The organism is Stenotrophomonas sp. TWI1151, assembly GCF_039673135.1.
In the GTDB taxonomy this organism is placed as follows: domain Bacteria; phylum Pseudomonadota; class Gammaproteobacteria; order Xanthomonadales; family Xanthomonadaceae; genus Stenotrophomonas.
The window spans coordinates 47,669-71,390 of sequence record NZ_JBDJLA010000015.1 but is presented as its reverse complement, the minus strand read 5'-3'; the positions used below and the strand labels follow the sequence as shown (position 1 = coordinate 71,390).

At 66.5% G+C, this 23,722-nt stretch carries 21 protein-coding genes; 7 read left to right on the top strand and 14 right to left on the bottom strand.

Annotated features, from left to right (window positions below; genetic code table 11):
• Positions 1 to 117: 117 nt before the first annotated feature.
• The 3 genes from ABE422_RS16440 to ABE422_RS16430 all read left to right on the top strand — a co-directional run bounded on the left by ABE422_RS16440 (position 118) and on the right by ABE422_RS16430 (position 2,222).
• Positions 118 to 528 (top strand): g-type lysozyme inhibitor, encoded by a 411-nt coding sequence (locus ABE422_RS16440; RefSeq protein ID WP_346483343.1) that lies wholly within the window; start codon positions 118 to 120, stop codon positions 526 to 528.
• Between the two features lie 55 nt (positions 529 to 583).
• Positions 584 to 1,252, top strand: coding sequence for a hypothetical protein (locus ABE422_RS16435; RefSeq protein ID WP_313211519.1), 669 nt, complete (start codon positions 584 to 586; stop codon positions 1,250 to 1,252).
• Positions 1,253 to 1,349: 97 nt separating this feature from the next.
• A complete protein-coding gene (locus ABE422_RS16430) occupies positions 1,350 to 2,222 on the top strand; it encodes an endonuclease/exonuclease/phosphatase family protein (RefSeq protein WP_346483341.1) in 873 nt (290 codons plus the stop codon).
• A gap of 81 nt (positions 2,223 to 2,303) precedes the next feature.
• Here the strand turns inward: ABE422_RS16430 and ABE422_RS16425 are convergent, their stop codons facing one another.
• The 6 genes from ABE422_RS16425 to ABE422_RS16400 form a co-directional block, all read right to left on the bottom strand.
• Complete coding sequence (locus ABE422_RS16425; protein ID WP_313211516.1) at positions 2,304 to 2,576, bottom strand: hypothetical protein; 273 nt, start codon at positions 2,574 to 2,576, stop codon at positions 2,304 to 2,306.
• A gap of 160 nt (positions 2,577 to 2,736) precedes the next feature.
• Positions 2,737 to 4,167 (bottom strand): efflux transporter outer membrane subunit, encoded by a 1,431-nt coding sequence (locus ABE422_RS16420; RefSeq protein ID WP_346483340.1) that lies wholly within the window; start codon positions 4,165 to 4,167, stop codon positions 2,737 to 2,739.
• Complete coding sequence (locus tag ABE422_RS16415; RefSeq protein WP_313211514.1) at positions 4,161 to 4,898, bottom strand: SDR family oxidoreductase; 738 nt, start codon at positions 4,896 to 4,898, stop codon at positions 4,161 to 4,163. Before ABE422_RS16415 ends, ABE422_RS16420 begins: the two co-directional genes overlap by 7 nt.
• Positions 4,899 to 4,923: 25 nt before the next feature.
• Positions 4,924 to 8,094 (bottom strand): multidrug efflux RND transporter permease subunit, encoded by a 3,171-nt coding sequence (locus tag ABE422_RS16410; RefSeq protein ID WP_313211513.1) that lies wholly within the window; start codon positions 8,092 to 8,094, stop codon positions 4,924 to 4,926.
• A 160-nt stretch (positions 8,095 to 8,254) separates the two neighbouring features.
• Positions 8,255 to 9,466, bottom strand: coding sequence for an efflux RND transporter periplasmic adaptor subunit (locus tag ABE422_RS16405; protein WP_346483338.1), 1,212 nt, complete (start codon positions 9,464 to 9,466; stop codon positions 8,255 to 8,257).
• Between the two features lie 91 nt (positions 9,467 to 9,557).
• Positions 9,558 to 10,331: an SDR family oxidoreductase gene (locus ABE422_RS16400; protein ID WP_313217951.1), complete on the bottom strand. Its 774-nt coding sequence runs from the start codon at positions 10,329 to 10,331 to the stop codon at positions 9,558 to 9,560.
• Between the two features lie 367 nt (positions 10,332 to 10,698).
• Here ABE422_RS16400 and ABE422_RS16395 point away from each other — a divergent pair, with 367 nt between their 5' ends.
• Positions 10,699 to 11,721, top strand: a complete 1,023-nt coding sequence (locus ABE422_RS16395; RefSeq protein WP_346483336.1) for a LysR family transcriptional regulator — start codon at positions 10,699 to 10,701, stop codon at positions 11,719 to 11,721.
• 354 nt (positions 11,722 to 12,075) lie between these two features.
• Here the strand turns inward: ABE422_RS16395 and ABE422_RS16390 are convergent, their stop codons facing one another.
• Complete coding sequence (locus ABE422_RS16390; RefSeq protein WP_088432184.1) at positions 12,076 to 12,771, bottom strand: OmpA family protein; 696 nt, start codon at positions 12,769 to 12,771, stop codon at positions 12,076 to 12,078.
• 151 nt (positions 12,772 to 12,922) lie between these two features.
• Entirely contained in the window at positions 12,923 to 14,338 is a 1,416-nt protein-coding gene (locus ABE422_RS16385; RefSeq protein WP_346483335.1) for a deoxyribodipyrimidine photo-lyase, read from the bottom strand.
• Positions 14,339 to 14,525: 187 nt separating this feature from the next.
• Here ABE422_RS16385 and ABE422_RS16380 point away from each other — a divergent pair, with 187 nt between their 5' ends.
• Complete coding sequence (locus tag ABE422_RS16380) at positions 14,526 to 15,155, top strand: superoxide dismutase (protein ID WP_313211509.1); 630 nt, start codon at positions 14,526 to 14,528, stop codon at positions 15,153 to 15,155.
• Positions 15,156 to 15,186: 31 nt separating this feature from the next.
• The gene (locus ABE422_RS16375; protein ID WP_313211507.1) at positions 15,187 to 15,513 is read left to right on the top strand and encodes a tetratricopeptide repeat protein; all 327 of its coding nucleotides are present in this window, start codon (positions 15,187 to 15,189) and stop codon (positions 15,511 to 15,513) included.
• A 13-nt stretch (positions 15,514 to 15,526) separates the two neighbouring features.
• On the opposite strand, the gene ABE422_RS16370 is transcribed toward ABE422_RS16375, so the two are convergent.
• The 5 genes from ABE422_RS16370 to ABE422_RS16350 all read right to left on the bottom strand — a co-directional run bounded on the left by ABE422_RS16370 (position 15,527) and on the right by ABE422_RS16350 (position 21,608).
• On the bottom strand, positions 15,527 to 15,766 hold the full coding sequence (locus ABE422_RS16370; RefSeq protein WP_313211505.1) for a hypothetical protein: 240 nt from the start codon (positions 15,764 to 15,766) through the stop codon (positions 15,527 to 15,529).
• 80 nt (positions 15,767 to 15,846) lie between these two features.
• Positions 15,847 to 16,482: an inorganic diphosphatase gene (locus ABE422_RS16365; RefSeq protein WP_313211503.1), complete on the bottom strand. Its 636-nt coding sequence runs from the start codon at positions 16,480 to 16,482 to the stop codon at positions 15,847 to 15,849.
• Between the two features lie 49 nt (positions 16,483 to 16,531).
• Positions 16,532 to 17,881, bottom strand: a complete 1,350-nt coding sequence (locus tag ABE422_RS16360; protein ID WP_346483354.1) for a metallophosphoesterase family protein — start codon at positions 17,879 to 17,881, stop codon at positions 16,532 to 16,534.
• A 32-nt stretch (positions 17,882 to 17,913) separates the two neighbouring features.
• The gene (locus tag ABE422_RS16355; RefSeq protein ID WP_313211501.1) at positions 17,914 to 19,038 is read right to left on the bottom strand and encodes a phytase; all 1,125 of its coding nucleotides are present in this window, start codon (positions 19,036 to 19,038) and stop codon (positions 17,914 to 17,916) included.
• Complete coding sequence (locus ABE422_RS16350; protein ID WP_346483334.1) at positions 19,038 to 21,608, bottom strand: TonB-dependent receptor; 2,571 nt, start codon at positions 21,606 to 21,608, stop codon at positions 19,038 to 19,040. Before ABE422_RS16350 ends, ABE422_RS16355 begins: the two co-directional genes overlap by 1 nt.
• Positions 21,609 to 21,976: 368 nt before the next feature.
• Here ABE422_RS16350 and upp point away from each other — a divergent pair, with 368 nt between their 5' ends.
• On the top strand, positions 21,977 to 22,612 hold the full coding sequence (gene upp, locus ABE422_RS16345; RefSeq protein ID WP_070470290.1) for a uracil phosphoribosyltransferase: 636 nt from the start codon (positions 21,977 to 21,979) through the stop codon (positions 22,610 to 22,612).
• Between the two features lie 139 nt (positions 22,613 to 22,751).
• Here upp and ABE422_RS16340 read toward each other — a convergent pair whose 3' ends face one another.
• The gene (locus ABE422_RS16340) at positions 22,752 to 23,684 is read right to left on the bottom strand and encodes an MBL fold metallo-hydrolase (protein WP_346483333.1); all 933 of its coding nucleotides are present in this window, start codon (positions 23,682 to 23,684) and stop codon (positions 22,752 to 22,754) included.
• Between the last annotated feature and the right edge of the window lie 38 nt (positions 23,685 to 23,722).

Genomic DNA, 23,722 nt, shown 5'->3' with positions numbered 1-23,722 from the left:
GAGCACGCTGCGTTCATCGCAGTGCGGCGAGGGTCGCAGCGCATCGACAATCCCTTGATGGGGTCATGCCCATGCTCGGGACGAAACGCCCTTGCCGGGCCCCACCAAGGACATGCCATGACGCCGCTCCGCTCACTGCTGTTGACCACCCTGCTCGCCCTGACGCCGATGCTGGCCGCGGCAGCGGACAAGGTCACCACCACCCCCGTGCACTTCACCAAGGGCGCCAGCAGTGCCACCATGCGTGGCACGTTGTCCGGCTATGACACCGTCCGCTACACGATTGCCGCGCGCGCCGGCCAGACCATGGCGGTGACGATCGACGGCAGCCCGAATGCCAACTTCAATGTGTTCGCGCCCGGCGTGACGCCCGGCCAGGGGGAGGCACTGGGCAGCAACGACGAAAAGCGGCGCTGGAGCGGCACGTTGCCGACCACCGGCACCTATGTCGTGCAGGTCTACCAGATGCGTGCCCAGGCGCGTCGCAATGAAAAGGCACCGCACAGCCTGACAGTCGCGATCCGCTGAGCCCTGTCCCGGGTATCCTCGGCGGTGCTGGCTTCCCCCTCGCAAGGACCCCGGGATGGACTTCCTCAAACTGCTGCGGTCGCTGGAAGAGTTCCTCTACGAGCTGTGCACCTGGTTCCTGTTTTTCCCACGCACGCTGTACCGCGTGATCGTGTATCCGCGGCGGATGGCCCAGTACGTGGATACCGAGCTGAAGGAAAAGCTGGAGCGCCAGTTCGACGATGCGATCAGCCCGCCCATGTTCCTGATGCTGGCGGTGCTGGTCGCGCACGGGGTGGAGCTGATGCTGCACCAGCAGGTGGTCGGTACCGGGGCGCTGTCGCGCTCGATCTTCGGCAATGAAGAGAGCCTGCTGCTGTACCGCTCGATCACGTTCGCGATCTGGCCCCTGGTGACTACCACGCACCTGTTGCGTCGCAAGCACGTGCCGATGACCCGCGAGTCGCTGCGCCGTCCGTTTTTCATGCAGTGCTACCTGACCGCACCGTTCGCGGTGGCGCTGTCCACCAGCATGGTGTTCGTGCGGCTGCCGGGCCAGCTGTCGACCACGCTGGGCGTCGCGGTCGGCGTGCTCGCCGCGCTCTGGTATGCGGTGGTGCAGGCCGGGTGGCTGAAGATCGCGCTGCAGCGCTCGTGGTTGAACACGATCCTGTCCACGGTGTGGGTGCTGGTGTTGGGAGCAGCGATCAATATGACGATCGGCGTGATCCTGCTGTCGAGCTGAGGGGGCACTGCCGATCAACCGCCATGTCCTGCATATCCTTTTCCTGCCCTTCCATGCGACCCTTTGGGAACGTTTTCATGGAATGGAGGGATTCCACATGCTGTCTCGTTTCCATCGGCCCGCGCTGCTGGCCCTGATGATGTTCGCCGCCCCGCTGGCCAGCGCCTGGGCGCAGGCACCCGATGCGTTGAAGGTGATGTCGTTCAACGTACGCACGCCGGCCGATACCGACCCGGGCAAGCGCTGGGAGGACCGCCGCGATGCGATGGTCACGCTGATCCGTGAGCAGAAGCCCGAGGTGATCGGCACCCAGGAGCTGGTGCAGAAACAGGGCGAGTACCTGGTCGCGCACCTGCCCGGCTACACCCTGTTCGGCAGGGACCGCCGCGGCGGCAACGGCGACGAACACATGGGCGTGCTGTACGACAGTGCGCGGCTGAAGGTGCTCGAATCGGGTGACTTCTGGCTCTCCGACACACCGGACGTGCCGGGCAGCATCACCTGGGGCAACCTGTTCCCGCGCATGGTGACCTGGGCACTGTTCCAGCGTCAGGCCGATGGGCAGCGCTTCTATCTGTTCAACACCCACCTGCCCTACCGTGACGAAGATGAGCCGCGCCGCGTCCTCGGCGCAAAGCTGATCGTCTCGCGGCTGGCCACACTGCCCAAGGACATCCCGGTGGTGGTCACCGGCGATTTCAACAGTGAGCCCGGCAGTGACACCTACAAGGCATTTACCGCTGCGTTGGGCGATGCTCGAAAACTCGCCGGCAAGGTCGATGGCCCGCGCCTGACCTTCCATGATTTCACCGGCAAGCCGACGGTGGAACTGGACTGGATCCTGGTGCGCGGTTTCAGCGTGGACAGCTTCAGCACGCTGGACCAGAAACCCGGTGGCGTGCTGCCCTCGGATCATTATCCGGTGCAGGCGGAACTGCGGTTCCCCGTGCCAACATCGGCGGGCAAGTAAGCAGACGCGCGATGGGCGGTCAGCGCACCGTCCATCGGCTTCAGGTTGGCCGTACGGCGGCCTGCGTTTTCACAGCGTCGATCATGGCTGCCGCTCATCCATCTTCTGCAGCAGTCGATACAGCGCCTGGTGCTGCTCACGTGCCTGGCAGATCCGCGCGCCGATGGCGATGAACACACCCGTGGCGATCAGGCCGATCTCGAACAGGCCTTCGGTCAGGCAACAGAATCCCGTGACCACCGCAAGGATCGCCACCACCAACAGCGCGATCACGCCACGGGAAAGTCCCGCACCGGAGGCAGGTCCCGGGTCGTGCAGATGCAGGCGGACAGGACGCCACGGATTGGGTTGCATGCGGGCCACTCCAGAAAACGACCCACGCTTTTAGCACCGTGCACAGACACCGTGCAGAGGCAAAGCCGTCAATCGCGACGCACTGCGCAGCGCATGTGACGGCTGTTGCCTTTCTTGCTGTCGGGACGGCGCCCTCGCCGCCCCGTGCCCAACGGTGGGGTCAGCGTTGCGTGACCGCCACCGGGGTGTTGGCCGCATCCTGCTGCTGGCCCCAACCCCCCAGGGCCTTGTACACACCGACCACGCTGACGTTGACCGTGGATTCGGCCTCGGCCAGTGCATCGTCCGCGGCCAGCTGGGTGCGTTGCGCATCGAGCAGGGTCAGGAAGTCTTCCGACCCCTCGCGGAAGCGGATCTGCGCCAGTTCCTCGGCGCGCCCCGCCGCCTGGGCCTGCTCGGCGACGATCGCCAGGCGAGCCTGCTGCTTGGCGTAACGCGTCAACGCGTTCTCGGTGTCTTCCAGCGCCAGCAGCACGGCCTTTTCGTACTCGGCGGCAGCACCATCGGCCTGTGCCTTGCTGGCGCGCAGACGGGCTTTGACCGTACCGAAATCGAAGGCGGCCCAGCTGATCGACGGCGTCACCGACCATGCCTTGTTGCTGCCGTTGACCAGGCCACTGGCATCACCAGACAGGAACCCGACAAACCCGCTCAGGCTGATCCGCGGGAACAGGTCTGCCGTGGCCACGCCGACGCGTGCGGTCGCCGCGGCCAGCCGACGCTCGGCCACGCGCACATCGGCGCGCTGACGCAGCAGGTCCGTGGTGTCACCCAGCGGCAACGCCTTGGCGTACGGCCGCATCTCGCGCGGCTGCAGCAGGCTGTCCAGTGCGTCCGGGCGCTGACCCAGCAGCACCGCCAGGCGATGACGCGACTGCACTTCGGCCACTTCCAGCAGCGGGATGTCGGCCTCGATCGCCTTCAGGCGCGCACGGCTGCTCTGCACGTCCAGCTCGCTGCCGGCGCCCAGTTCCCACCGGGTTTCGGTGAGCTTCTGGGTGTCGCGCAGATTGACCAGGGTGCGCTTGGCCACCGCGATGCGCTTCTGGGTACCGCGCAGTTCGAAGTAGTTGCGGGCCACTTCGGCGGCGACGGTGACCTGTGCATCGGCGAGGTTGTCCTGCTCGGCGCCCAGGTCGGCGCGCGCCGCTTCGGCGGCACGGCGCTGGCGGCCGAACAGATCCAGCTCCCAGCCGGCATCGAAGCCGAGCTGGTAGCTTTCGCTGAAGACACGCTCGCCACCGACGGTGGCATCCGGCTGCTTGCGACGGTCGTAACTGCCACCACTGGTGACGTGCGGCAACTGGTCCAGGCGCTGCTCGACGAACACCGCGCGGGCCTCACGCACGCGCGACATCGCGATGCGCAGGTCCAGGTTGGTGCCCAGTGCTTCATGCACCAGCTGCTCCAGCACCGGGTCATCGAACTGGGCCCACCAGCTCGCCACCGGCGAGGTCGTGGTGAACACCGGCGCGGCGGCGCCCTGCAGGCTCACCGGCTCGGCCGGCGGCGCCTGGTAGTTGGGGCCGACGCTGACGCAGCCGGCCAGCAGCGCGCTGGTCACGGCCACGGTCAACAGACGGATCACCATGGCAGCACCTCGCCGAGGTAGGTGAAGCTGCCGTTCGGGCCGTCGGCATCGATCAGTGCCATGCCGACGCTGGAACGCGCACCTTCGCTGATTTCGATCTCACCTTCGCCACCGTTCATGTCGGTTTTGACGTAGCCCGGATGCACGGTGTTGACCTTGGTGGTGCTCTCGCGCAGCTCATAGGCCAGCTGCACGGTCCACGCATTCACCGCGCTCTTGGAGGCGTTGTAGGCCGGCACCGCGAAGCCATAGATCGGCGAGCCCGGCTGGCTGTGCAGGGTCAGCGAGCCCAGGATGCTGGACACGTTGACGATGCGGCCAGCCGGCGAGGCGTTGAGCAGCGGCAGGAACGCCTGGGTGACGGCGATCACCGCGAACACGTTGGTGTCGAAGGTATCGCGCCAGGTCTGCAGGGTCTGCGCCGAGGGGGCCAGCTTGATGTCGTCGAGCAGGATGCCGGCGTTGTTGACCAGGATGTCCAGGCGGCCGTGACGCTCGGTCACGGCCTGCACGGCGGCGGCGATGCTGGCGGCATCACCGACGTCCAGCTGGATCGCTTCCACCGGTAGGCCCTCGGCCTGCAGCTTCAGTGCCTCGGCCACGGCGACGTCGCGCTTGCGCCCGGCCAGCAGCGTATGCACGCCGGCCTGGGCCAGCTGACGGACGGTTTCCAGGCCGATGCCGCGGGTGGCACCGGTGACCAGGGCGATCTTTTGGGTAGCGGTATTCATAGGAAAAACCTCGCGGGGGAAGGAATCAGTGGTGGATGGTCGGTTCGCCGTGGGTCACCAGCTGCCCGCCACCATTACGGCTGACGAACTTGCGCAGGGCCACGTAGAACACCGGGGTCAGGAACAGGCCGAACAGGGTGACGCCCAGCATGCCGGCGAACACCGTGATACCGGTCACCGAGCGGACTTCCGCACCGGCGCCATGCGAGATCACCAGCGGGATGGTGCCGGCGATGAACGCGATGGAGGTCATCACGATCGGGCGCAGACGCAGGCGGCATGCTTCCAGTGCAGCCTCCACGATGCCCTTGCCGCCCATTTCAAGTTCGCGGGCAAACTCGACGATCAGGATGGCGTTCTTGCATGCCAGGCCCATCAGCACCACCAGGCCGACCTGCACGAACACATTGTTGTCACCGCCCGTCATCCATACGCCGAACAACGCAGACAGCAGGGTCATGGGGACAATCAGGATCACCGCCAGCGGCAGCGACCAGCTTTCATACAGCGCGGCCAGCACCAGGAACGCCAGCAGGATCGCCACCGGGAACACGATGAACGCGGCCTTGCCCTGGGTGGCCTGCTGGTAGCTCAGGTCGGTCCACTCGGTCTGCATGCCCACCGGCAGCACCTGCCCGGCAATCTCGGTCAGCTTGGCCATGGCCTCGGCCGAGGACAGCATGCGCGGGTCGGCTTCGCCGGCCAGATCGGCCGCCGGGTAGCCGTTGAAGCGCAGCACCGGGTCCGGACCGTAGGTTTCCTTCACGGTGACCATCGAGCCGATCGGCACCATCTCGCCACGGTTGTTGCGGGTGCGCAGGCGACCGATGTCTTCCACGCTGTCACGGAACTGGCCGTCGGCCTGGGCGATCACCTGCCAGGTACGCCCGAACTGGTTGAAGTCGTTCACGTACGACGAGCCCAGGTAGGTCTGCAGCGTGTCGAACAACTCGGTCAGCTCCACGCCCTGGGCCTTGGCCTTGACGCGGTCCACTTCGGCATCCAGCTGCGGCACGTTGGCCTGGTAGCTGGTGATCGGGAACGCCATGCCCGGGGTCTGCGCGACGGCACCCTGCATCGTGCTCACCGCGGTCTGCAGTGCGCCGTAACCGAGGTTGCCACGGTCCTGGATGAACATCTGGTAGCCGTTGCCGTTACCCAGGCCGAGGATCGGCGGCGGCATCATGGAGAACGCGAAGCCCTCCTGCAGCCCGGCGATCTTGGCGTTGATCTCGGCATTGATCTGCGCGGCGGTGCGGCCCTTTCGCTCACTGAACGGCTTGAGCGGAACGAAGGCCACACCGGTGTTGGGCGTGTTGGTGAACTGCAGCGCGTTCAGACCCGGGAACTGGATCGTGTGCGCCACGCCATCGGTGTTGCGCGCGATCTCGGCGACCTTGGCCAGCATGGCGTCGGTACGTGCGATCGAGGAGCCTTCCGGCAGCTTCACACCGGCGATCAGGTACAGCTTGTCCTGGGTCGGGATGAAGCCGGCCGGCACCGCCTTGAACATCAGGCCGGTGGCCAGCAGCAGGCCGGCATAGACCACGAACACCAGGCCGCGGCGGCCCAGCAGGCGGCCGACCGAACCGTGGTATTTCTCCGAACTGGTCTTGAAGAAGCGGTTGAACGGACGGAAGATCCAGCCGAACAGACGATCGATCAGACGGGTCAGGCCATCCTTGGGTGCACCGTGCGGCTTGAGCAGACGTGCGGCCAGGGCCGGCGACAGGGTCAGCGAGTTGATCGCCGAGATCACGGTCGAGATCGCGATGGTGACGGCGAACTGCTTGTAGAACGCACCGGTCACGCCCGACAGGAACGCCATCGGCACGAACACGGCACACAGCACCAGCGCGATCGCCACGATCGGCCCGGACACTTCACGCATCGCCTGGTGTGCCGCGGCCAGCGGGGTCAGGCCTTCTTCAATGTTGCGCTCGACGTTCTCCACCACCACGATCGCGTCATCGACCACGATGCCGATCGCCAGCACCAGCCCGAACAGGGTCAAGGTATTGATCGAGAAGCCCAGCACGTACAGCGCCGCGAACGTACCCACGATGGACACCGGCACGGCGATCAACGGAATGATCGAGGCGCGCCAGGTCTGCAGGAACAGGATCACCACCAGCACCACCAGCGCGATGGCTTCCAGCAGCGTGGAGACCACGGCCTTGACCGAGTCACGCACGAAGATGGTGGTGTCGTACACCGCTTCGTACTTCACGCCGGCCGGGAACTGCTTGGTCAGCTCGTCCATCGTATGGATCACCGAGTCACGGATCTCCAGCGCATTCGCACCCGGGGCCTGGAAGATACCGATACCGACCGCGTTCTTGCCGTCCAGCTGCGAGCGCAGCGTGTAGTCACCGGCACCCAGTTCCAGGCGGGCGACATCGGACAGGCGGACCACTTCACCGTCGTCACCGGCCTTGAGCACGATGTCGCGGAATTCCTGCTCGCTGCGCAGGCGACCCTGGGCGTTGATGAGGGTCAGGAAGTCGCTGCTCGGCATCGGCTCGGCGCCGAGCTGGCCGGCCGAGACCTGCACGTTCTGCTCGCGCATCGCACGCACCACGTCGCTGGCGGTCAGGCCGCGCGCGGCGATCTTGTCCGGGTCCAGCCACGCACGCATGGCGTAGTCACCGCCGCCGAACATCTGCGCATCACCGACGCCCTGCAGGCGTGCCAAGGCATCCTTGACGTGCAGGCGGGCGTAGTTGCGCAGGTACAGCGAGTCGTACTTGCCGTCCGGCGAGGTCAGGTGGACCACCATCAGGAAGGTCGGCGACTGCTTCTGGGTGGAGACACCCTGGCGGCGCACGTCCTCGGGCAGGCGCGCCTGCGCCTGGGCGACGCGGTTCTGCACCTTGACCGCAGCTTCGTCCGGATCGGTACCCGGGCGGAAGGTCACCGTCATCTGCAGCACGCCGTCCGAGCCGGCGACGGACTTGATGTACATCATGTCCTCGACGCCGTTGATCGCTTCTTCCAGTGGCGTGGCCACCGTTTCAGCGATCACTTTGGGGTTGGCGCCCGGGTACACCGTGCGCACCACCACCGAGGGCGGCACCACTTCGGGGTACTCGCTGATCGGCAGCATCGGGATCGCGATCAGGCCAGCGGCGAAGATCACGATCGACAGCACCGCCGCGAAGATCGGCCTGTCAATGAAAAAACGGGAAAAGTCCATGGGTGGATTCCTGGGGTTTCACCAGCGCCGGCGTGCACGACCCCGGCCGCTGTCGCAGGCGACAGCGGTGGCGGGTTCCCCTGCACGGGGCGATGGCAGTCACGGTAGAGCCGACCGTTGGTCGGCTGCTATGTAGAACCGACGGTCAGTCGGCTGCCCTTCAATTCTTTGCAACAGCCGGCGCGGCTACCGGTGCGGCAGCCGGCTGCATCGCGACGGCCTTGGCCTGGACCGGCATGCCGGGCATGAAGACTTTCTGCACGCCATCGATGATCACGCGGTCTCCGGCCTTCAGGCCCTGCTCGACGATGCGCAGGCCGTCGGCGGTGCGGCCGAGTTCAATATCGCGGCGCTGTGCCTTGTTGTCCTTGTCGACCACGTAGACGAACTTGCGGTCCTGGTCGGTCAGCACGGCCTTGTCATCGATCAGCATGGCCTGGAACTGGCCGCTGCCCAGCAGCTGCACGCGGGCGAACAGGCCCGGGGTGAAGGCGCGGTCGGCGTTGTCCAGCAGCGCGCGGACCCGGATGGTGCCGGTGCTGCGGGTCACCTGGTTGTCCAGGAAGTCGACCTTGCCTTCATGCGGGTAACCGGTTTCGCCGGACAGGCCGACCTTCACCGGCAGTTCGCTGTCGCGTTCGCTCGGGCGTTCACCCTTGCGCGCCATCTGGGCGTAACGCAGGAAGGTGCCTTCATCGGCATCGAAGTACACATGGACCTTGTCCAGCGAGACCAGCGTGGTCAGCACGCTGGCGCTGTCGCCGGCGGTGACGAGGTTGCCTGCGGTCACCATCGCGCGACCGGCGCGGCCGTTGATCGGCGCGCGCACCTGGGTGAACTCCATGTTCAAGCGCGCCGCATCGACGGCAGCCTGAGCGGCCTGCACCTGCGCCAGGGCCTGCTCGGACACCGCACGGCGCTGTTCCCAGGTCTCGGTGGAGATGGCCTGCTGGTCGGACAGGCGCCGGGCACGGTCGGCTTCGCTGCGGCTCACCTGGGCCTGGGTGCGCGCGCGGTTGAGCTCGGCGGTGGCGCGATCCAGCTCGGCGCGGTAGCTGCGCGCGTCGATGGTGAACAGCACATCGCCCTTCTTGACCTCCTGGCCTTCGACATAGTTGACCTTGTCGATGTAGCCGGAGACGCGCGGGCGCAGTTCAACACTTTCGACCGCTTCGACGCGGCCACTGAAGTCGTCCCACTGGCTGACCTGCTTGACCAGTACCGGGGCGGCACTGACCGAGGGCGGCGGCGGCATGCCGGCTTCTTCAGCGTGGCTGCCACTGCAGGCGGTCAACACCGCGGCGGCGAGGATGGAAACGCCGGCCATGGTCAGCCGTCGGGTGAAACGATGCGGGGAGGAGTTGGAAGTCATGTCATGCATCCGTACGTAGGGGTGGTGATACAGAATCGAAAACGTGGGGCGACGTGGGGGGCGTAGCCTGGGACCTGAACCTTGGTAGAGGTCAAGCCGTGCCGACCGTGTCGCGCGACATCGGCGGGGGGCGGTCCAGATGCAGCAGCCCGCGCGGCAGTTCGGCATCGCGTGCATCGCAGCGCACGATGGCGCGGTTGTCGGTGCAGTTGTCGAGCAGCGAAACCACACGACGGCCGACGAGCAGCGCGCTCGGCCATTCGATGCAGGCTTTGGCTGCATTGGCCGGGGTGCACACCGGATCGCACACTTCCAGCATCTGCGCGCGCACGCCCAGTGCCTGGGCTTCCTGGTGCAGCACCTGCGCGTACATGCGCGTGGCGGACATGGTGATGGAGGACTCACCGTGCCCGGCCCACGGCTTGAAGCCGGCCGGCCCGCCGACCAGCACGTAGCGCCGCACCTGGGCGCCACCGCGCACCAGCGGCAGCAGATGGCGGCCGGCATGCACGTGCGGCATCACGTCGGCCAGCAGCGCCTGCAACAGCGCATCGCCGCTGCGGTCGGTCACCCGCCCACGGTTGTACGGCCCGCCCATCGCATCCACCACGGCCGCCAGCGCGCGCGGGCGCCCGCCGACGCGCTCGGCCACGGTGCGCGCCGAGGCGTCGTCGCCCAGCGAACCGAGCAGGACTTCCAGCCCCGGCTCATCGGCGAACTGCTCCTGCAGCGCGGCCAGCCGGCCGGGGTCGCGGCCGACCACCAACACGGGGCTGCCGGCCTCCAGCAAGGCCGCCACGATCCCCTGGCCCACGCTGCCGGTGCCACCGAGCACCAGCACCTCGGGGGCCAATGTCCCATTCATGGGACTTTCACTCCCGTCGCCGGGATAATCCCAATTCGACCCAGTCGGTCGCCATTGCGCGAGCCCAGCCGGAAGCTGCCGCCGCGCTGCATGTTGGCAGGCGGGGTAAACTCCCGAAAAGCCTTGCGGGACAAGGAGCCCGGACGGACTTCCACGGTCATCGCGAGGTCCAGCGGGGCGTTGGGGCCGCTACGCAGGCGGCCAAGAATGTTCCGCAACCACATGGTTGTCGTCCTTCATATCTGGAATGGCGCCAGATTAGTCCTCAAACTCCCCCTTGATTAGTCCGGATTTAGGGGAATAATCATCCCGTGCCCGGCACAATCATTTGCGGCACTCTTCCCCTCCCCCGACTTTGGATCCCGTCATGGCCCACGATCTCAACGACACGCTGATCTTCGTCAAAGTGGTCGAGCAAGGCAGTTTCATCGCCGCCGCCACGGCACTGGGGCTCCCCAAGACGACGGTGAGCCGCAAAGTGCAGGAACTGGAAACGCGTCTCGGCGCACGCCTGCTGCACCGGACCACCCGTCGCCTCGGCCTCACCGAGGCCGGCTCGGTCTATCACGAGCATTGCCAGCGCATCGCACGCGAGCTGGAAGAAGCCGAAGGTGCGGTCAACCAGCTGCAGTCCGGCCCGCGCGGCTGGCTGCGCTTCACCGTGCCCTACTCGATCGGCATCACATGGATCGCGCCGCTGCTCGGCCAGTTCCATGCGCAGTACCCGGAAATCCAGCTGGACATGCATCTGGGCAACGAGAAGCTCGACCTGATCGCCGGTGAAGCGGATCTGGCACTGCGCGTGGGCACCCTGCCCGACTCCAACCTGGTCGCGCGCAAGCTTGGCAGCCTGCGCACGCAGGTATTCGCCAGCCCGGCCTATATCGAACGCTACGGCGAGCCGCTGCATCCGGATGAGCTGCAGTTCCACCGCATCCTGGCCATGCGCAAAGCGCGCAACCTCAACAACAACCGCTTCTTCTGGCAACTGGGCGAGAACGGCGGCGAGCTGCTCGATTTCCCGGTGAATCCGCTGCTGGTGGCCAATGATCCGTCGGCGTTGAACGGTGCACTGGTGTGCGGCGAAGGGTTGCTGTTGACCGGTGACGTGATGGCCAAGCCATTCGTTGAATCCGGGATGGTGCGCCGCGTGCTGGCCGGCTGGACCGGGCCGGAAGTGGACTTCAACGCGGTGTTCGCCGGCGGCCGGCTGGTCTCGCCGAAGGTGCGCGCGTTCGTCGATTTCCTGGTCGAGAAGATGAACTTCGATGCCAACTACATGCTCGCGCAATGCCCGGCGGCGAAGCTGGCCAAGCAGCAGCAGACCCAGGTGGAAACGGAGCTGCAGGCGGCCGGGAAGCGGATTCTGGACACGGTGACCGCGGGGTAATGCTGCTTCATCAGCGCAGTGCCGTATGAACGACAACGCCGCCCTTGGGCGGTGCGGTTGTGTGGGCGGTGCGGTTGTGTGGGCGGTGCGGTCGTGTGGGCGGTGCGGTCGTGTGGGCGGTGCGGTCGTGTGGGCGGTGCGGTCGTGTGGGCGGTGCGGTCGTGTGGGCGGTGCGGTCGTGTGGGCGGTGCGGTCGTGTGGGTGTGCGGTCGTGTGGGTGTGCGAGCGGACGGAGTTGTTCCGGGCGTACCGGCCAACGGCCGGTACCTACAAAAAATGCCGCCTGTAAGGGCGGCATTTTTGTGTTGCGAGCCTGCGGGTCGCAACACGCAATAACAGCGCGCTGGCGCGCTGTTATTGCTGCAACGGAATCACACGGATCTCGACGCGGCGGTTCTGCGCGCGGCCGGCATCGGTGTTGTTGTCGGCAATCGGGTAGGCCTTGCCGGCACCCAGGGTTTCGATGCGGGCACGCTGCACACCCTGGCCGGCCAGATAGGCGGCGACCGAGTCGGCGCGTTCCTTGGACAGGCGATTGTTGACCGCATCGCTGCCGATGCTGTCGGTGTGGCCGACGACTTCGATCATGGTCTGGTTGTACTCGGCCAGCGTGCTGGCCACGCCGTTGAGCGAGCTGTAGAACTGCGGCTTCAGCGTGGACTTGCCGAAATCGAAGGTGATGCCGTCCGGCAGGTTCAGGACCAGGTTGTCGCCATTACGGGAGACGTCGATACCGGTGTTGGCGGTACGCTCGCGCAGCGCGCGTTCCTGGCGGTCCTGGTACTGGCCGACGGCCGCGCCGCTCAGTGCGCCGATACCGGCACCGATCATGGCGTGCTGGCGGCGCTCGGTGGCGCTGTTGCCGCTGAGCAGACCCGCGGCCACGCCGACGGCGGTACCGATCAGGGCGTTGCGGCCGGTACGGTTCTGCTGCTCGACGGGATTGCCGTACTGGTCACTCTGCACGTAGGAGCCACCGGTGGCGCAGGCCGTCAGGGCGGCAGCAGTCATCAGGGCCAGGGCCACGTTGCGGGTTGCGGGTCGAATCATGAGGTTTCTCCTTGGTTACCGGACGGCGCCGGCGTGCGGGCCGTGAAGAGCATAAACAGCCCAACGCGATGCCGGCATGATGAATGTCACGCCCGGCAGCTCCCTGTTCAGGTAAACGGTTACGGCGAAAGCGACTTTTACGGGACGCCGGTCACGCCCCGCCGGTATGCCGATACGCTGCCAACGCGGCATCCCGACCCTCGCTCAGATCCACCAGCGGCAGGGTCGGATACCCGGGCGCGAGCTCGGCCAGCAGCTGCGGCGATTGCCACGGGGCGAAGCGCGCCTTCACCGGTAGTGCCCCCAGTTCGGGTACCCAGCGCGTGATGTAGCGCGCCTGCGGATCGAACTTCTGCGACTGCGTCACCGGATTGAAGATCCGGAAGTAAGGCGCCGCGTCCGCCCCCGTGCCGGCAACCCATTGCCACCCCATGGTGTTGTTGGCCAGATCCGCGTCGACCAGGGTGTCCCAGAACCAGCGCGCGCCTTCGCGCCAATGCTGGCGCATGTGCTTGCACAGATAGCTGGCGACGATCATGCGCACGCGGTTGTGCATGTAGCCGGTGGCCCACAGCTCGCGCATCCCCGCATCCACGATCGGGATGCCGGTACGGCCCTGCTGCCACGCCTGCAATGCCGCCGGGTCCGGCGTGGCCCACTGGAACTGATCGAAGCGTGGGTTGAGGTTGTGGTCCGGGGTCTGCGGAAAGTGATGCAGCAGGTGATACGAAAACTCGCGCCAGCCCAACTCGCGGATGTAGCCGTCGATGTCGGCATCGCGACTGGCGCTGCGCTCGCCCTGCAGACGACGCGCGATCTGCCACGGTGCGATCTCGCCGAAATGCAGATGCGGCGACAGCATCGAGGTGCCCACACGGTCCGGCAGATCACGCTGCTCGCGATACCCGTTGAGTGCACCGTCGATGAAGACGCCCAGCGCCTCGTGCGCGCCCGCCTCGCCCGGTTGCCAGTGGTCCCAGAACTGCCGATCCCACGGAATCGACGGTGCCAGGCCGAGCGTGTCGAGGCTCTCGCCGCTGGCGCTGTGCGCGGGCAGCCGATCCGGCAATCGGGTCGGGGCCGGCAACTGCAGACGGGTCAGCGCATTGCGCCAGAACGGGGTGAACACCTTGTACGGGCCACCCTGCTGGGTCGCCACATCCCACGGTTCGAACATCAGGCTGCCGTTGTGGCTTTCGGCATCGATACCCTGCTCGCGCAGTTCCCGCTTGATCTTCGCATCGCGTGGCTGCGTGGCCGGCTCGTACTTGCGGTTCCAGTACACCGCGACTGCACCGGTCTGCTCGATCAGCTGCTGCAGCTGTGCCTGGCTGTCGCCCTGGCGGAGCACCAGCGAGGAGCCGCGCGCGCGGAGCTCGGCGTCCAGCGCGGTGAGTGAGCGATGCAGCCACGTATCCGATGCAGCGCCCGGGGTCCAGTCGCCCTCCTCCTGCGGCGCATGGATGTAGACCGGCACCGGCACGTGGCCTGCGTCCAAGGCGGCCTGCAGGGCCGGGTTGTCCTGCAACCGCAGATCACGACGAAACCACACCAGCGCTACCGACACGAGACTACCCCGGAAGATTCTTGAGGCAATGATAGCCAGTACAGGTGAAGGGGAGGCAGCGATCTCGCGTGAATGGCCCGCACTGTTCCACATCGCCGCGCTTGACCTCAATCGTGCTTGAGGTTCTATCGTGGCATCACCGTGCTGCGTGCCGGCACCGCCCTCATCTGCTCTTCCGGAGATATCCATGGCCTACACCCTCCCCGCCCTGCCCTACGCCTACGACGCACTCGAACCGCACTTCGATGCACGCACGATGGAAATCCATCATGCCAAACACCACCAGGCCTACATCACCAACCTCAATGCCGCGCTCGCCGATGCCGGGATCCAGAGCACGGATATCGATGCACTGATCGCCGATATCGGCTCTCTGCCCGAGGGGGTGCGCAACGCCGTCCGCAACAACGGCGGCGGACATGCCAATCACAGCCTGTTCTGGACGGTGCTGACCGCCAACGGGAGCACGCCGGAAGGCACGGTGGCTCAGGCGATCGAGCGCGATCTCGGCGGCTACGCCGCGTTCAAGGAGGCCTTCACCAAGGCCGCGCAGAGCCGCTTCGGCAGCGGCTGGGCGTGGTTGACGCTGACCCGCGACGGCACGCTTCTGGTGGAGAGCAGCCCGAACCAGGACAACCCGCTGATGGGCGAGTTCGCCGGCCTTTCCGGTGGCACGCCGATCCTGGGGCTGGATGTGTGGGAACACGCCTACTACCTCAACTACCAGAACCGCCGCCCGGACTACATCGCCGCCTTCTTCGAGCTGATCGACTGGGCCGAAGTGGCGCGCCGTTACCAGGCCGCCGGCGGGCGATGATGGGCGCCGGTACTGCACGGTAGAGACATCGATGGATATCCCCGCACTGCAACGTCTGCTCGAGCGTGGTCGCGACAGTGCCCTGCTCCGCTTCGGCCTGGGCAAGGCCCTGCTCGACGCGGGTGACACCGCGGAGGCGGTCATCCATCTGCAGGGCTGTGTCGCACAGGACCCGCGCTACTCGGCAGGCTGGAAATGGCTGGGTAAAGCACATCTGGCGGCCGGCGATACGGACGCGGCAGCACAGGCGTGGCGCGACGGCAGTACCGTCGCCGAGACCAACGGCGACAAGCAGGCGGCCAAGGAGATGGCCGTGTTCCTGCGGCGACTGCAGAAGGCGAATGCGAGCCGGGTGTGATCGCCCGGCATCGCTACCAGAGCAGACCGTTGTTGTAGAGCGCGATCAGGGTCCACATCAAGGCGATCACCGCGAAGCCGGTGAAATAGGTCCAGTTCTGGTGCGCGGCCGTCCAATCGTCTTTTCCAAAGCGGCCGCCGCTGAAAGCGAACAACGTGGCGCGGCCAATACCGAACACCAGAATCTGCACGATGAACACGACCACGATCCAGTGGATCACGGTCAGTACGCCGCGCTTGATCTCCTCTTCCATGTGCCGCCGCCCCAATCCGTTGGAAAGCCTGACATCGACGATGCGCAGGCGAACAACATTGAGGATAGCGGACGGAACAGTCAATCGCCTTTCGCGCGCCGCTGCTGCGCATCGAAGCGCTGCATGGACGCACGGATCAGCGCCTTGGCCTCGGCGGCATTGCCCCAGCCGTTGAGCTGGACCGGATTACGGCCGGCAGGCAGGTCTTTGTAAACCCGGAAGAAGGCTTCGATGCGCTGCCGTTCGATCAGCGGCAGATCATCCAGATCGCGGATGTTGGCGTAGGTCGGGTCGATCTTGTCGGTCGGCACGCCGATCACTTTCTCATCCTGCTCCCCGTCATCGACCATCTTCAGGAAGCCGATCGGACGGAACCGCACGATGACGCCGGGATGCAGCGGCTCGCGCGTCAGTACGAGCGCATCCAGCGGATCGTTGTCGCCAGCCAGGGTGCGTGGCATCGAGCCGTAGTTGGCCGGGTATGCCACAGGCATGGACTGGAAGCGGTCCACATGGACCAGACCGTCTTCCTTGATCTCGTACTTGGTGAAGCTGCCGGCCGGGATCTCCACGGCCAGATGCACTTCGTCCGGCGCGTTCTTCGGCTGCGCGGCGAGGAAGGGGTGCAGGACGGCGTTGCCGGCGACGCTGGCACCGGCGAGCAGCAGCAGCGAGGCGGCCAATACGGCCAGCCCGAGGGAACGGCGATGGATCATCTCAGTCTCCACGAATGGCCGGGCGCGCCGCAGCGGCCCGGCCGGTCGGTCATTCCCAGCAACGGTCGGCGCGGCCCTTCAGGGTCTGGGCGCGCGTGCAGTCACGGGGGGCGATGCGTCCCTGCGTCAGTTCGGCTTTCTGTTTGCGGCCATCGGTGCCGCGTGTCAACTCGAAGCCGTCGTACAGGCGGCCGGTGACGGTGCGCGCCTCGTAACGCAGGTGGCTGGGATCGATCTTCAGCACCTGGAACAGCTGCGTGTCCTCGCCGACCGGCGCCATGGTGGCGCGGGCCTCATCGGACAGCCGGTACTGCTTCGGCCCGGCCACGGTGACCACGAACTGTGGCGTCGCGCCCTGGCCTTCGCCACGGCGGCCGTAGGTGTGGTCGTGGCCCTGCAGGACCAGATCGACCTGGTGGCGGCGCACCACCGGCAGCAGCACATCGCGCAGTTCGGTGTTCTCGCGGCCCTCGCGCGGGGAATAGAACGGCTGGTGCAGCAGCACGATGCTCCACGGGTGCGGATTCTCCGCCAGCACGGTGTCCAGCCAGGCGGCCTGCGCCTTGGCGGTGCCCAGATCGAGCGCGGAGGTGCCGTCGAGCACGGCGATGCGCACGCCCTGGTAGTCGAACCAGTAGGTGCTGGTATCCGCGGCGTCCACACCATTACGCGGCAGTGCGAACGTCACCGGCCAATGGCGGCCGAGCACGCGACGCTCCTGCGGGGTGTCTTCAAACTCCTCGAAGTACTCGTGGTTGCCGATCGCGGGGGCCACGGCGGTCTCCTGCGGCAGCCAGCCGGCAGCGGCGAACCACTCGCCCCACTCGCTGTCGTCCTGCCCGTCGCCCCCGCTGACCAGGTCACCGGCGAACAGGCTCAGGCGCGCGTCCGGGGCGGCCTTGATGCCGGCCCGCATCACCCGCGAGACGTGGCTGAGGTTCTTGTTCTGGGTATCACCGAAGTACAACAACGTGAGCGGCTGCTCGGCACGGCCGGCGGTGCGCAGTTGGTTCCATGCACTCCAGGTGTTCTGACCCTGCACGCGCCACAGGTAAAGCGTATCCGGCTGCAGGCCGGTGATGTCGGCACGGTGATGATGGGACGCGCCCAGTTCGGTGGTCAGCGCCTGCGTGGTGGCGGTGATCCGGGTCGGCGTGCCCACATCCGGCGAGTCGCCGGCGGCGACCCACTCCAGCACCGGCGCCTTGACCGAGGTGTCGGTGCGCCACGCAACCGAGAAGCCCCGTGCGGCGTCCTGCGCCGGCGAGGCGACCAGGCGGTCCGGGAAGCCGGTCGCCGCGTAGTGGCGGTTGCCGGCCGGCACCTGGGTGTTGGGCTCGGCACCGGTCTCGGGGCTCTTCTTTGCCGAGGCGCTGCCACTGCACAGCAGCAGCGCCATCGTCAGCGCGGTCAGGGCGGCAGGAACGCGGCTCACGCGCCGCACTCCAGCGGCAGCGACAACTGCTTGGCGATGCTCGCCCAGTCGAAGGCGACCACGCCCTGGTCATCGTGCACGGCATACAGCGCGCCATGCGGGAAACGCGCGGACGGTGCCTGCATCGACCAGATGCCGTCGGTGTTGGCCACCGTGTTGCCCTGGAACGCACCGACATGCTTCAGGCTGTGCCGGTCGAACAGATGGAACACGCTGCGCTGCTTGCCCTGCTCGGTGGTGATCCACCAACCGTCCTTGCCGCAGGTCCGCAGCATCACGCCTTCGGCCTGGGCCTGGAAGGCATCGCGGCCAAACGTGGTGCCACTGAAGCGGCCTTCCAGCGTATAGACCTTGAACTCGCTGGCGTAGGTTTCGTCTTCTTCAGCGATCAGCAGGCGGTCGTTGGCCGGGTCGCCCCAGATCGATTCGACCACCCGCAGCGCGCCCGCTTCGGTGGTGTCACCGATGCTGGCGGTGAGCGCAGCCTGCGCCTTGCCGCCCTGCACGGTGAGCGCGTAACGCCGCACGCGCTTGTCCAGTTCGGCCAGCGGCGGCAGCACGTCGTTGCCCTGCGCGTCTTCGCCGGCGTCGTAGGAATCGGTGACGTACACGTCGTAGCCGTTGCCGAGCTTGTTCACCCACAGCCCGTACGGCTTGCGCAGATCATCGGCGCCGAACACGCCCAGCGGGCTGAAATCCGGCAGCTGCAGCACCTGCACACGGTGGCTGTCACGCTCCACGATCAGCACCAGGTCATCGACCACGGCAATGCCGTTGGGGCGATCGAACTGACCCGGCGCGGTGCCGAGGCTGCCGACGTCACGCAGCTTCGCCCCGGTCTGCCCGTCGTAGACCACCAGCTTGTCGGTGGCCTTGGCGGTGGCGATCAACCAGACCTGGCCCTCGGGCGTGGTCCAGCTGGCCGGCGAGTCGATGTTGTCGTCCGGGGTCATCGGGGTGAGGAACGCCTCGGCGACCGTGGCCACATCACGTGCCGTGGAGGCGTCGGTGCCGGTCGGTGCGACCCCCGGGGCCGGCGCCGCTGGCTCGGGCGCGGCTGCCGGCTGGCAGGCGGTCAACAGCGCCAGTGCGAGCAGGCTCAGACCATGGGACGCGCGCATCACAGGGCCACCTTCAGGCCGAGGGCGTAGGTGCGGCCGTATTCTTCGTTCTGCAGGGTGCGCGAGCGCACGCCCTGGTACAGCTCCAGCGGCTTGTCGAGCAGGTTCTGGGCTTCGAAGTAGACGCTCACGTTCGAGGTGATCTTGTAGTCCATGCTGAAGTCGAGCTGGGTGTTGGGCGCCACATAGATGTCATAGGCGCGACTGTCGCCCAGTGAATCCAGATACTCGCTGCGGTAGACCGCGGCCACGCGGGTGCTGAAGCCGGCCTTTTCATAGCCGATGTGCGCGCTGTACACGTGCTTGGAGGCACGCGGCAGCATGAAGTCGTCGCGCTCGCGGCCGGCCACGCCCGGATCGAAATCCGTATCCAGCCAGGTACCGCTGGCGCCGACCAGCAGACCATCCCAACCGGCCGGCAGGAAGGCGAGCTGCTGCTGCCAGTTGAACTCGGCACCCTTCACCGTGGCCTGGTTGCCGTTGATCACCCGGGTGACCTCGAAGTCCGGATACGCCGGATCGTTGTTGCTCACCGTGTTGACGATGTAGCCGTCGATCGACTTGTGGAACACGCCCAGCGAGACGATGCCGGTGCTGCCGATGTACTTCTCGAGCGACAGGTCGATGTTCCTGGACTCATACGGATCCAGCTGCGGATTGCCGATCCGGACTTCCTCGTCACCGCGGCTCAGGCCGACCCGCGGCGCCACATCGCCGAACGACGGGCGCGACACGGTCTTGTTGGCGGCCGCACGCAGCACCCAGTCATCACCGGCGTCATAACGCAGGTGCAGGCCGGGCAGCACGTTGGTGTAGCTGCGGCTCACGCTCAACGGGGTGACCGTGAAGCTGCGGCCGTTACCGGCCACCTCGACGCTGTTGCCGGTGGCGCTGAACTGGGTGTTCTCCACACGCACGCCACCGATGATGCGCAGCGCGCCGACATCCCAGGTGCCCATCACGTAGCTGGCGAAGATGTCCTCACTGGCGGTGTAATCCTCTTCCAGCGAGGTCAGCGCATTGCCGCCGGCATCCTGCGGGCGGGCACTGTACTGGCCACCGGACTGCGCCCAGTAGCGGCGCATGGCATCCGAGCTCATGCCCTGGCCGAGGCTGCCGCCGCGGTGATCGGGGGTGGAGGTGGCCCAGTCCGACAGCGCCACGTCCGGACCAACGCGCAGTTCGCGCTCATCGACATTGACGTCGCGGTCGCGCCAGCGGCCGAGCAGGCCGATCTTGATGCTGGAGGCATCGCCATCGAAGCGCACGTTGATCTGCGCACTGCGCTCGCTGTCGTTGACCTGCTTGGACGACACCACAAAACGATCGAAATCGTAGTTGCCGTTGTCCATCCACTGCGCGCTGGTCAGGGTGTAACGCGGAATGCCACTGTTCTGATCGACGCTGGCGCCGAGGTCATCGCCGTTGTACTCGAAACGCGCCTCCATCTCATCGTTGACGCGCTCTTCGGTACGCGTGTAACCGACCTTGTAATCGACCACCGCATTGGTCAGGCGGTTCTCGCCGCCGGCGCTGGTGGTGAAGGTGTTTTCTTTCTTGGTGCGGTAGCGCATGCGCTTCTGGATCGCATCGGCCGGCAAGTCATCGACGCGGTACTGGTTGCTGCCCAGCGCGGTGACGTCACCATCGCCGAAGTTGAAGATGGTGCGCTGGCGGGTTTCGGCATCGTCGAACTGGCTGTACAGCGTGCGCAGGTAATACCGATTGTCGTCATCCGGGTGCCAATCCAGATTGAGGTTCGCACCGATGCGCTTGCGCTCGATCTCGTACTTGCGCTGCTGCAGGCTGGTGGCGAACAGGTCGTCCTCGGCACCGCCGTCGAACTCGCCGTACTCCACTTCGGTGTTGTCCGATTCGAACTTGCGGTTCTGGTAGTTCACCCCCAACGCCACGCCGAAGGTATCGGCGAACACTTCGCTGTAGTTGATCGCGGCCTTGGGGCTGGTGTTGCCGGAGAGCTGCTGATGGCTGGCTTCGATCTTGCCGCGCAGGTTGCGGCCTTCGCGGTCGAACGCCGAGGCGGACTCGACCAGGATCGCACCGCCGATCGCGTCGCCGGGCATGTCCGGGGTGGGCGATTTGACCACGCGCAGGCGCTCGGTCGAGTCGGAGGGAATCACGTCCAGCGGTGCAGCGCGGCTGGAATCCTCCGGCGTACCAATCGCGATGCCATCGACGCTGACGCTGTTGAGGTTGGCATCCAGGCCACGGATGACCACGAAGCGCCCCTCGCCCTGGTCACGGGTGACGCTGACGCCCGGCAGGCGCTGCAGCGATTCGGCCACGTTCTGGTCCGGATAGACGCCCATGGCATCGGAGGACACCGCATCTTCGATCGCATCGCTGCTGCGCTTGAGGTCGACCGCGCGGGTCTGCGACTCCAGCTGCGGGCGGACTTCGACCCGGTCCAGATCGATGGCGGCGGCACCGGCGGCGGCGCTGCCGGCCACGGTGCTGCCATCGGGCGTATCGGCGGCATGGGCCGACGGGGTGATCACCGCCAGCAACGAAAGGCTGATCGCCAGGCCCAACGGACGCTTCTTCTGCACTGCATTCCCCAATCTGTGTAAAGAATGGGTCAGCACGGTATGTCCGGGAGGTTGCATGAGGATGACACCGGGGACATCGAGCGCGGAGATCGGGGTCTGGGTAGAGCCGAGCCATGCTCGGCTGCCTCGGGTTGACGGGTGCGCCGGTGATCGGCTTCTTCATTGGCGGGCCTGCCGAGCGTCGGCTTCGGCATTGGCGGGCCTGCCGAGCGTCGGCTTCGGCATTGGCGGGCCTGCCGAGCGTCGGCTTCGGCATTGGCGGGCCTGCCGAGCATGGCTCGGCACTACCGGGCGTGGCGGCTTCGGCTTTTGGCTTCGGTGGGGTGTTGCGGCACACTATCGGCCTCTCCTTTGCCAGTCATTCCCCCATGAAAATCGTCGAAGTGCGCCATCCGCTGGTGCAGCACAAGATCGGCCTGATGCGCGATGCGTCCCTGAGCACCAAGGACTTCCGCGAGCTGGCCAATGAACTCGGTGGGCTGCTGGCCTATGAGGCCACCGCCGACCTGGAGACCGAAGCCCACACCATGGCCGGCTGGGCGGGCCCGGTGACGGTGCAGCGCATTGCCGGGGCCAAGATCACCGTGGTGCCGATCCTGCGCGCCGGCCTGGGCATGCTCAGTGGCGTGCTCTCGCTGATCCCCGCCGCGCGGGTGAGCGTGGTCGGCCTGCAGCGCGATGAGGAAACCCTGCAGCCGGTGCCCTACTTCGAGCGCCTGACCGGCCGCCTGGAAGAGCGCGACGCGCTGATCCTGGACCCGATGCTGGCCACCGGCGGCACCCTGATCGCCACCATCGACATGCTCAAGCGCGCCGGCGCACGCCGGATCAAGGGCATCTTCCTGGTCGCCGCACCGGAAGGCATCGCCGCCGTGCAGGCCGTGCACCCGGACGTGGAGATCTTCACCGCCGCCATCGATGCCCAGCTCAACGAGAAGGGCTACATCCTGCCGGGCCTGGGCGATGCGGGCGACCGCATCTTCGGGACCCGCGTGGTCGGTTGATCCGCTCGTTCTGACCGGCGGCCCTCAACGGCCGTCGGTGCTTCACATGGCCTGGCCATGCCCTGGCCTCGCACCGGGTTGATGCCCGGTGCCGGGGGGTGCCGTGGCGGCCGAGGGTGGGCCCAGACGGTGTTGGTGGTCAGGGGGGTGGGGCGGGCGGGTCGGCGCCCGGCCCACCGGATGGTTTCGCCAGCGCGCGGGCCTTCAGTTCGCCCTGTTCGTGCACGGTGCCGAAGCGGCCCTTTTCATCGCGTGACACCTGGGCCAGCGCGCACTGCGGGTCGTGGGTGAAGAACAGATGGACGTTACGGGCCAGCTTGTCTTCCAGGAAGCTGCGCTTCTCGTCGATCAGCAGTTCGGCGTTGCGGTCGTAGCCCATGGTGATCGGCACATGCACCCACGAGCGGCCCGGGATCAGGTCCGCACAGAACACCACGCCGCCCCGCGCCTGGCCATCCACCGTCTCCGGCCCGATGATCTCGGCCAGCATCAGGCCGGGCGTGTGCCCGTCGCTGAAGCTGAAACGCACGCTGTCGCCCAGGGTGGTGGAATATGGACCGTCGACGATCTCCAGACGGCCACTGGCCTGCAGCAGGCCGGGCAGTTCCGGGATGAAACTGGCCCGGTCGCGCGGATGCGGATGCAGCGCACGTGCCCAGTGCTCGGCCCCGACCAGGAAGGTCGCATTCGGGAACAACAGTTCCGGCGAGCGCCCTTCGCTCCACGGTGCCAGCAGGCCGCCGGCATGATCGAAATGCAGATGGCTCAGCACCACCACGTCGATGTCTTCGTGCTCGAACCCGGCCTCGCGCAGGGATTCGATCAGCACATGGCTGGGCTCCTGCACGCCGTATCGGTCCCGCAGTTTCGGCTCGAAGAACGCCCCGATCCCGGTTTCGAACAGCACCGTCTTGCCGGCCAGTGGGCTGGCGAGCAGTGCACGGCAGGCCAGTTCGATCCGGTTGAGATCGTCCGGCACTGCCCATTTTTCCCAGACCGCGCGCGGCGCATTACCGAACATCGCGCCGCCGTCGAGTTTCTGCGAGTTACCGCGGATGGACCATAGTTTCATTGGCAAATTATCGTCGCGCCCCTGTTAAATATTCGCTA

Excerpts from the sequence above, each read along its gene's own strand:
- ABE422_RS16375 (WP_313211507.1), top strand. The coding sequence starts at position 15,187 with ATGGATATCCCCGCACTGCAACGTCTGCTCGAGCGTGGTCGCGACAGT.
- ABE422_RS16410 (WP_313211513.1), bottom strand. The coding sequence starts at position 8,094 with ATGGACTTTTCCCGTTTTTTCATTGACAGGCCGATCTTCGCGGCGGTG.
- ABE422_RS16340 (WP_346483333.1), bottom strand. The coding sequence starts at position 23,684 with ATGAAACTATGGTCCATCCGCGGTAACTCGCAGAAACTCGACGGCGGC.
- ABE422_RS16390 (WP_088432184.1), bottom strand. The coding sequence starts at position 12,771 with ATGATTCGACCCGCAACCCGCAACGTGGCCCTGGCCCTGATGACTGCT.
- ABE422_RS16435 (WP_313211519.1), top strand. The coding sequence starts at position 584 with ATGGACTTCCTCAAACTGCTGCGGTCGCTGGAAGAGTTCCTCTACGAG.
- ABE422_RS16365 (WP_313211503.1), bottom strand. The coding sequence starts at position 16,482 with ATGATCCATCGCCGTTCCCTCGGGCTGGCCGTATTGGCCGCCTCGCTG.
- ABE422_RS16440 (WP_346483343.1), top strand. The coding sequence starts at position 118 with ATGACGCCGCTCCGCTCACTGCTGTTGACCACCCTGCTCGCCCTGACG.
- ABE422_RS16425 (WP_313211516.1), bottom strand. The coding sequence starts at position 2,576 with ATGCAACCCAATCCGTGGCGTCCTGTCCGCCTGCATCTGCACGACCCG.
- ABE422_RS16430 (WP_346483341.1), top strand. The coding sequence starts at position 1,350 with ATGCTGTCTCGTTTCCATCGGCCCGCGCTGCTGGCCCTGATGATGTTC.
- ABE422_RS16400 (WP_313217951.1), bottom strand. The coding sequence starts at position 10,331 with ATGAATGGGACATTGGCCCCCGAGGTGCTGGTGCTCGGTGGCACCGGC.
- ABE422_RS16420 (WP_346483340.1), bottom strand. The coding sequence starts at position 4,167 with ATGGTGATCCGTCTGTTGACCGTGGCCGTGACCAGCGCGCTGCTGGCC.
- ABE422_RS16360 (WP_346483354.1), bottom strand. The coding sequence starts at position 17,881 with ATGGCGCTGCTGCTGTGCAGTGGCAGCGCCTCGGCAAAGAAGAGCCCC.
- ABE422_RS16380 (WP_313211509.1), top strand. The coding sequence starts at position 14,526 with ATGGCCTACACCCTCCCCGCCCTGCCCTACGCCTACGACGCACTCGAA.
- ABE422_RS16415 (WP_313211514.1), bottom strand. The coding sequence starts at position 4,898 with ATGAATACCGCTACCCAAAAGATCGCCCTGGTCACCGGTGCCACCCGC.
- ABE422_RS16395 (WP_346483336.1), top strand. The coding sequence starts at position 10,699 with ATGGCCCACGATCTCAACGACACGCTGATCTTCGTCAAAGTGGTCGAG.
- ABE422_RS16370 (WP_313211505.1), bottom strand. The coding sequence starts at position 15,766 with ATGGAAGAGGAGATCAAGCGCGGCGTACTGACCGTGATCCACTGGATC.
- ABE422_RS16405 (WP_346483338.1), bottom strand. The coding sequence starts at position 9,466 with ATGACTTCCAACTCCTCCCCGCATCGTTTCACCCGACGGCTGACCATG.
- upp (WP_070470290.1), top strand. The coding sequence starts at position 21,977 with ATGAAAATCGTCGAAGTGCGCCATCCGCTGGTGCAGCACAAGATCGGC.
- ABE422_RS16355 (WP_313211501.1), bottom strand. The coding sequence starts at position 19,038 with ATGCGCGCGTCCCATGGTCTGAGCCTGCTCGCACTGGCGCTGTTGACC.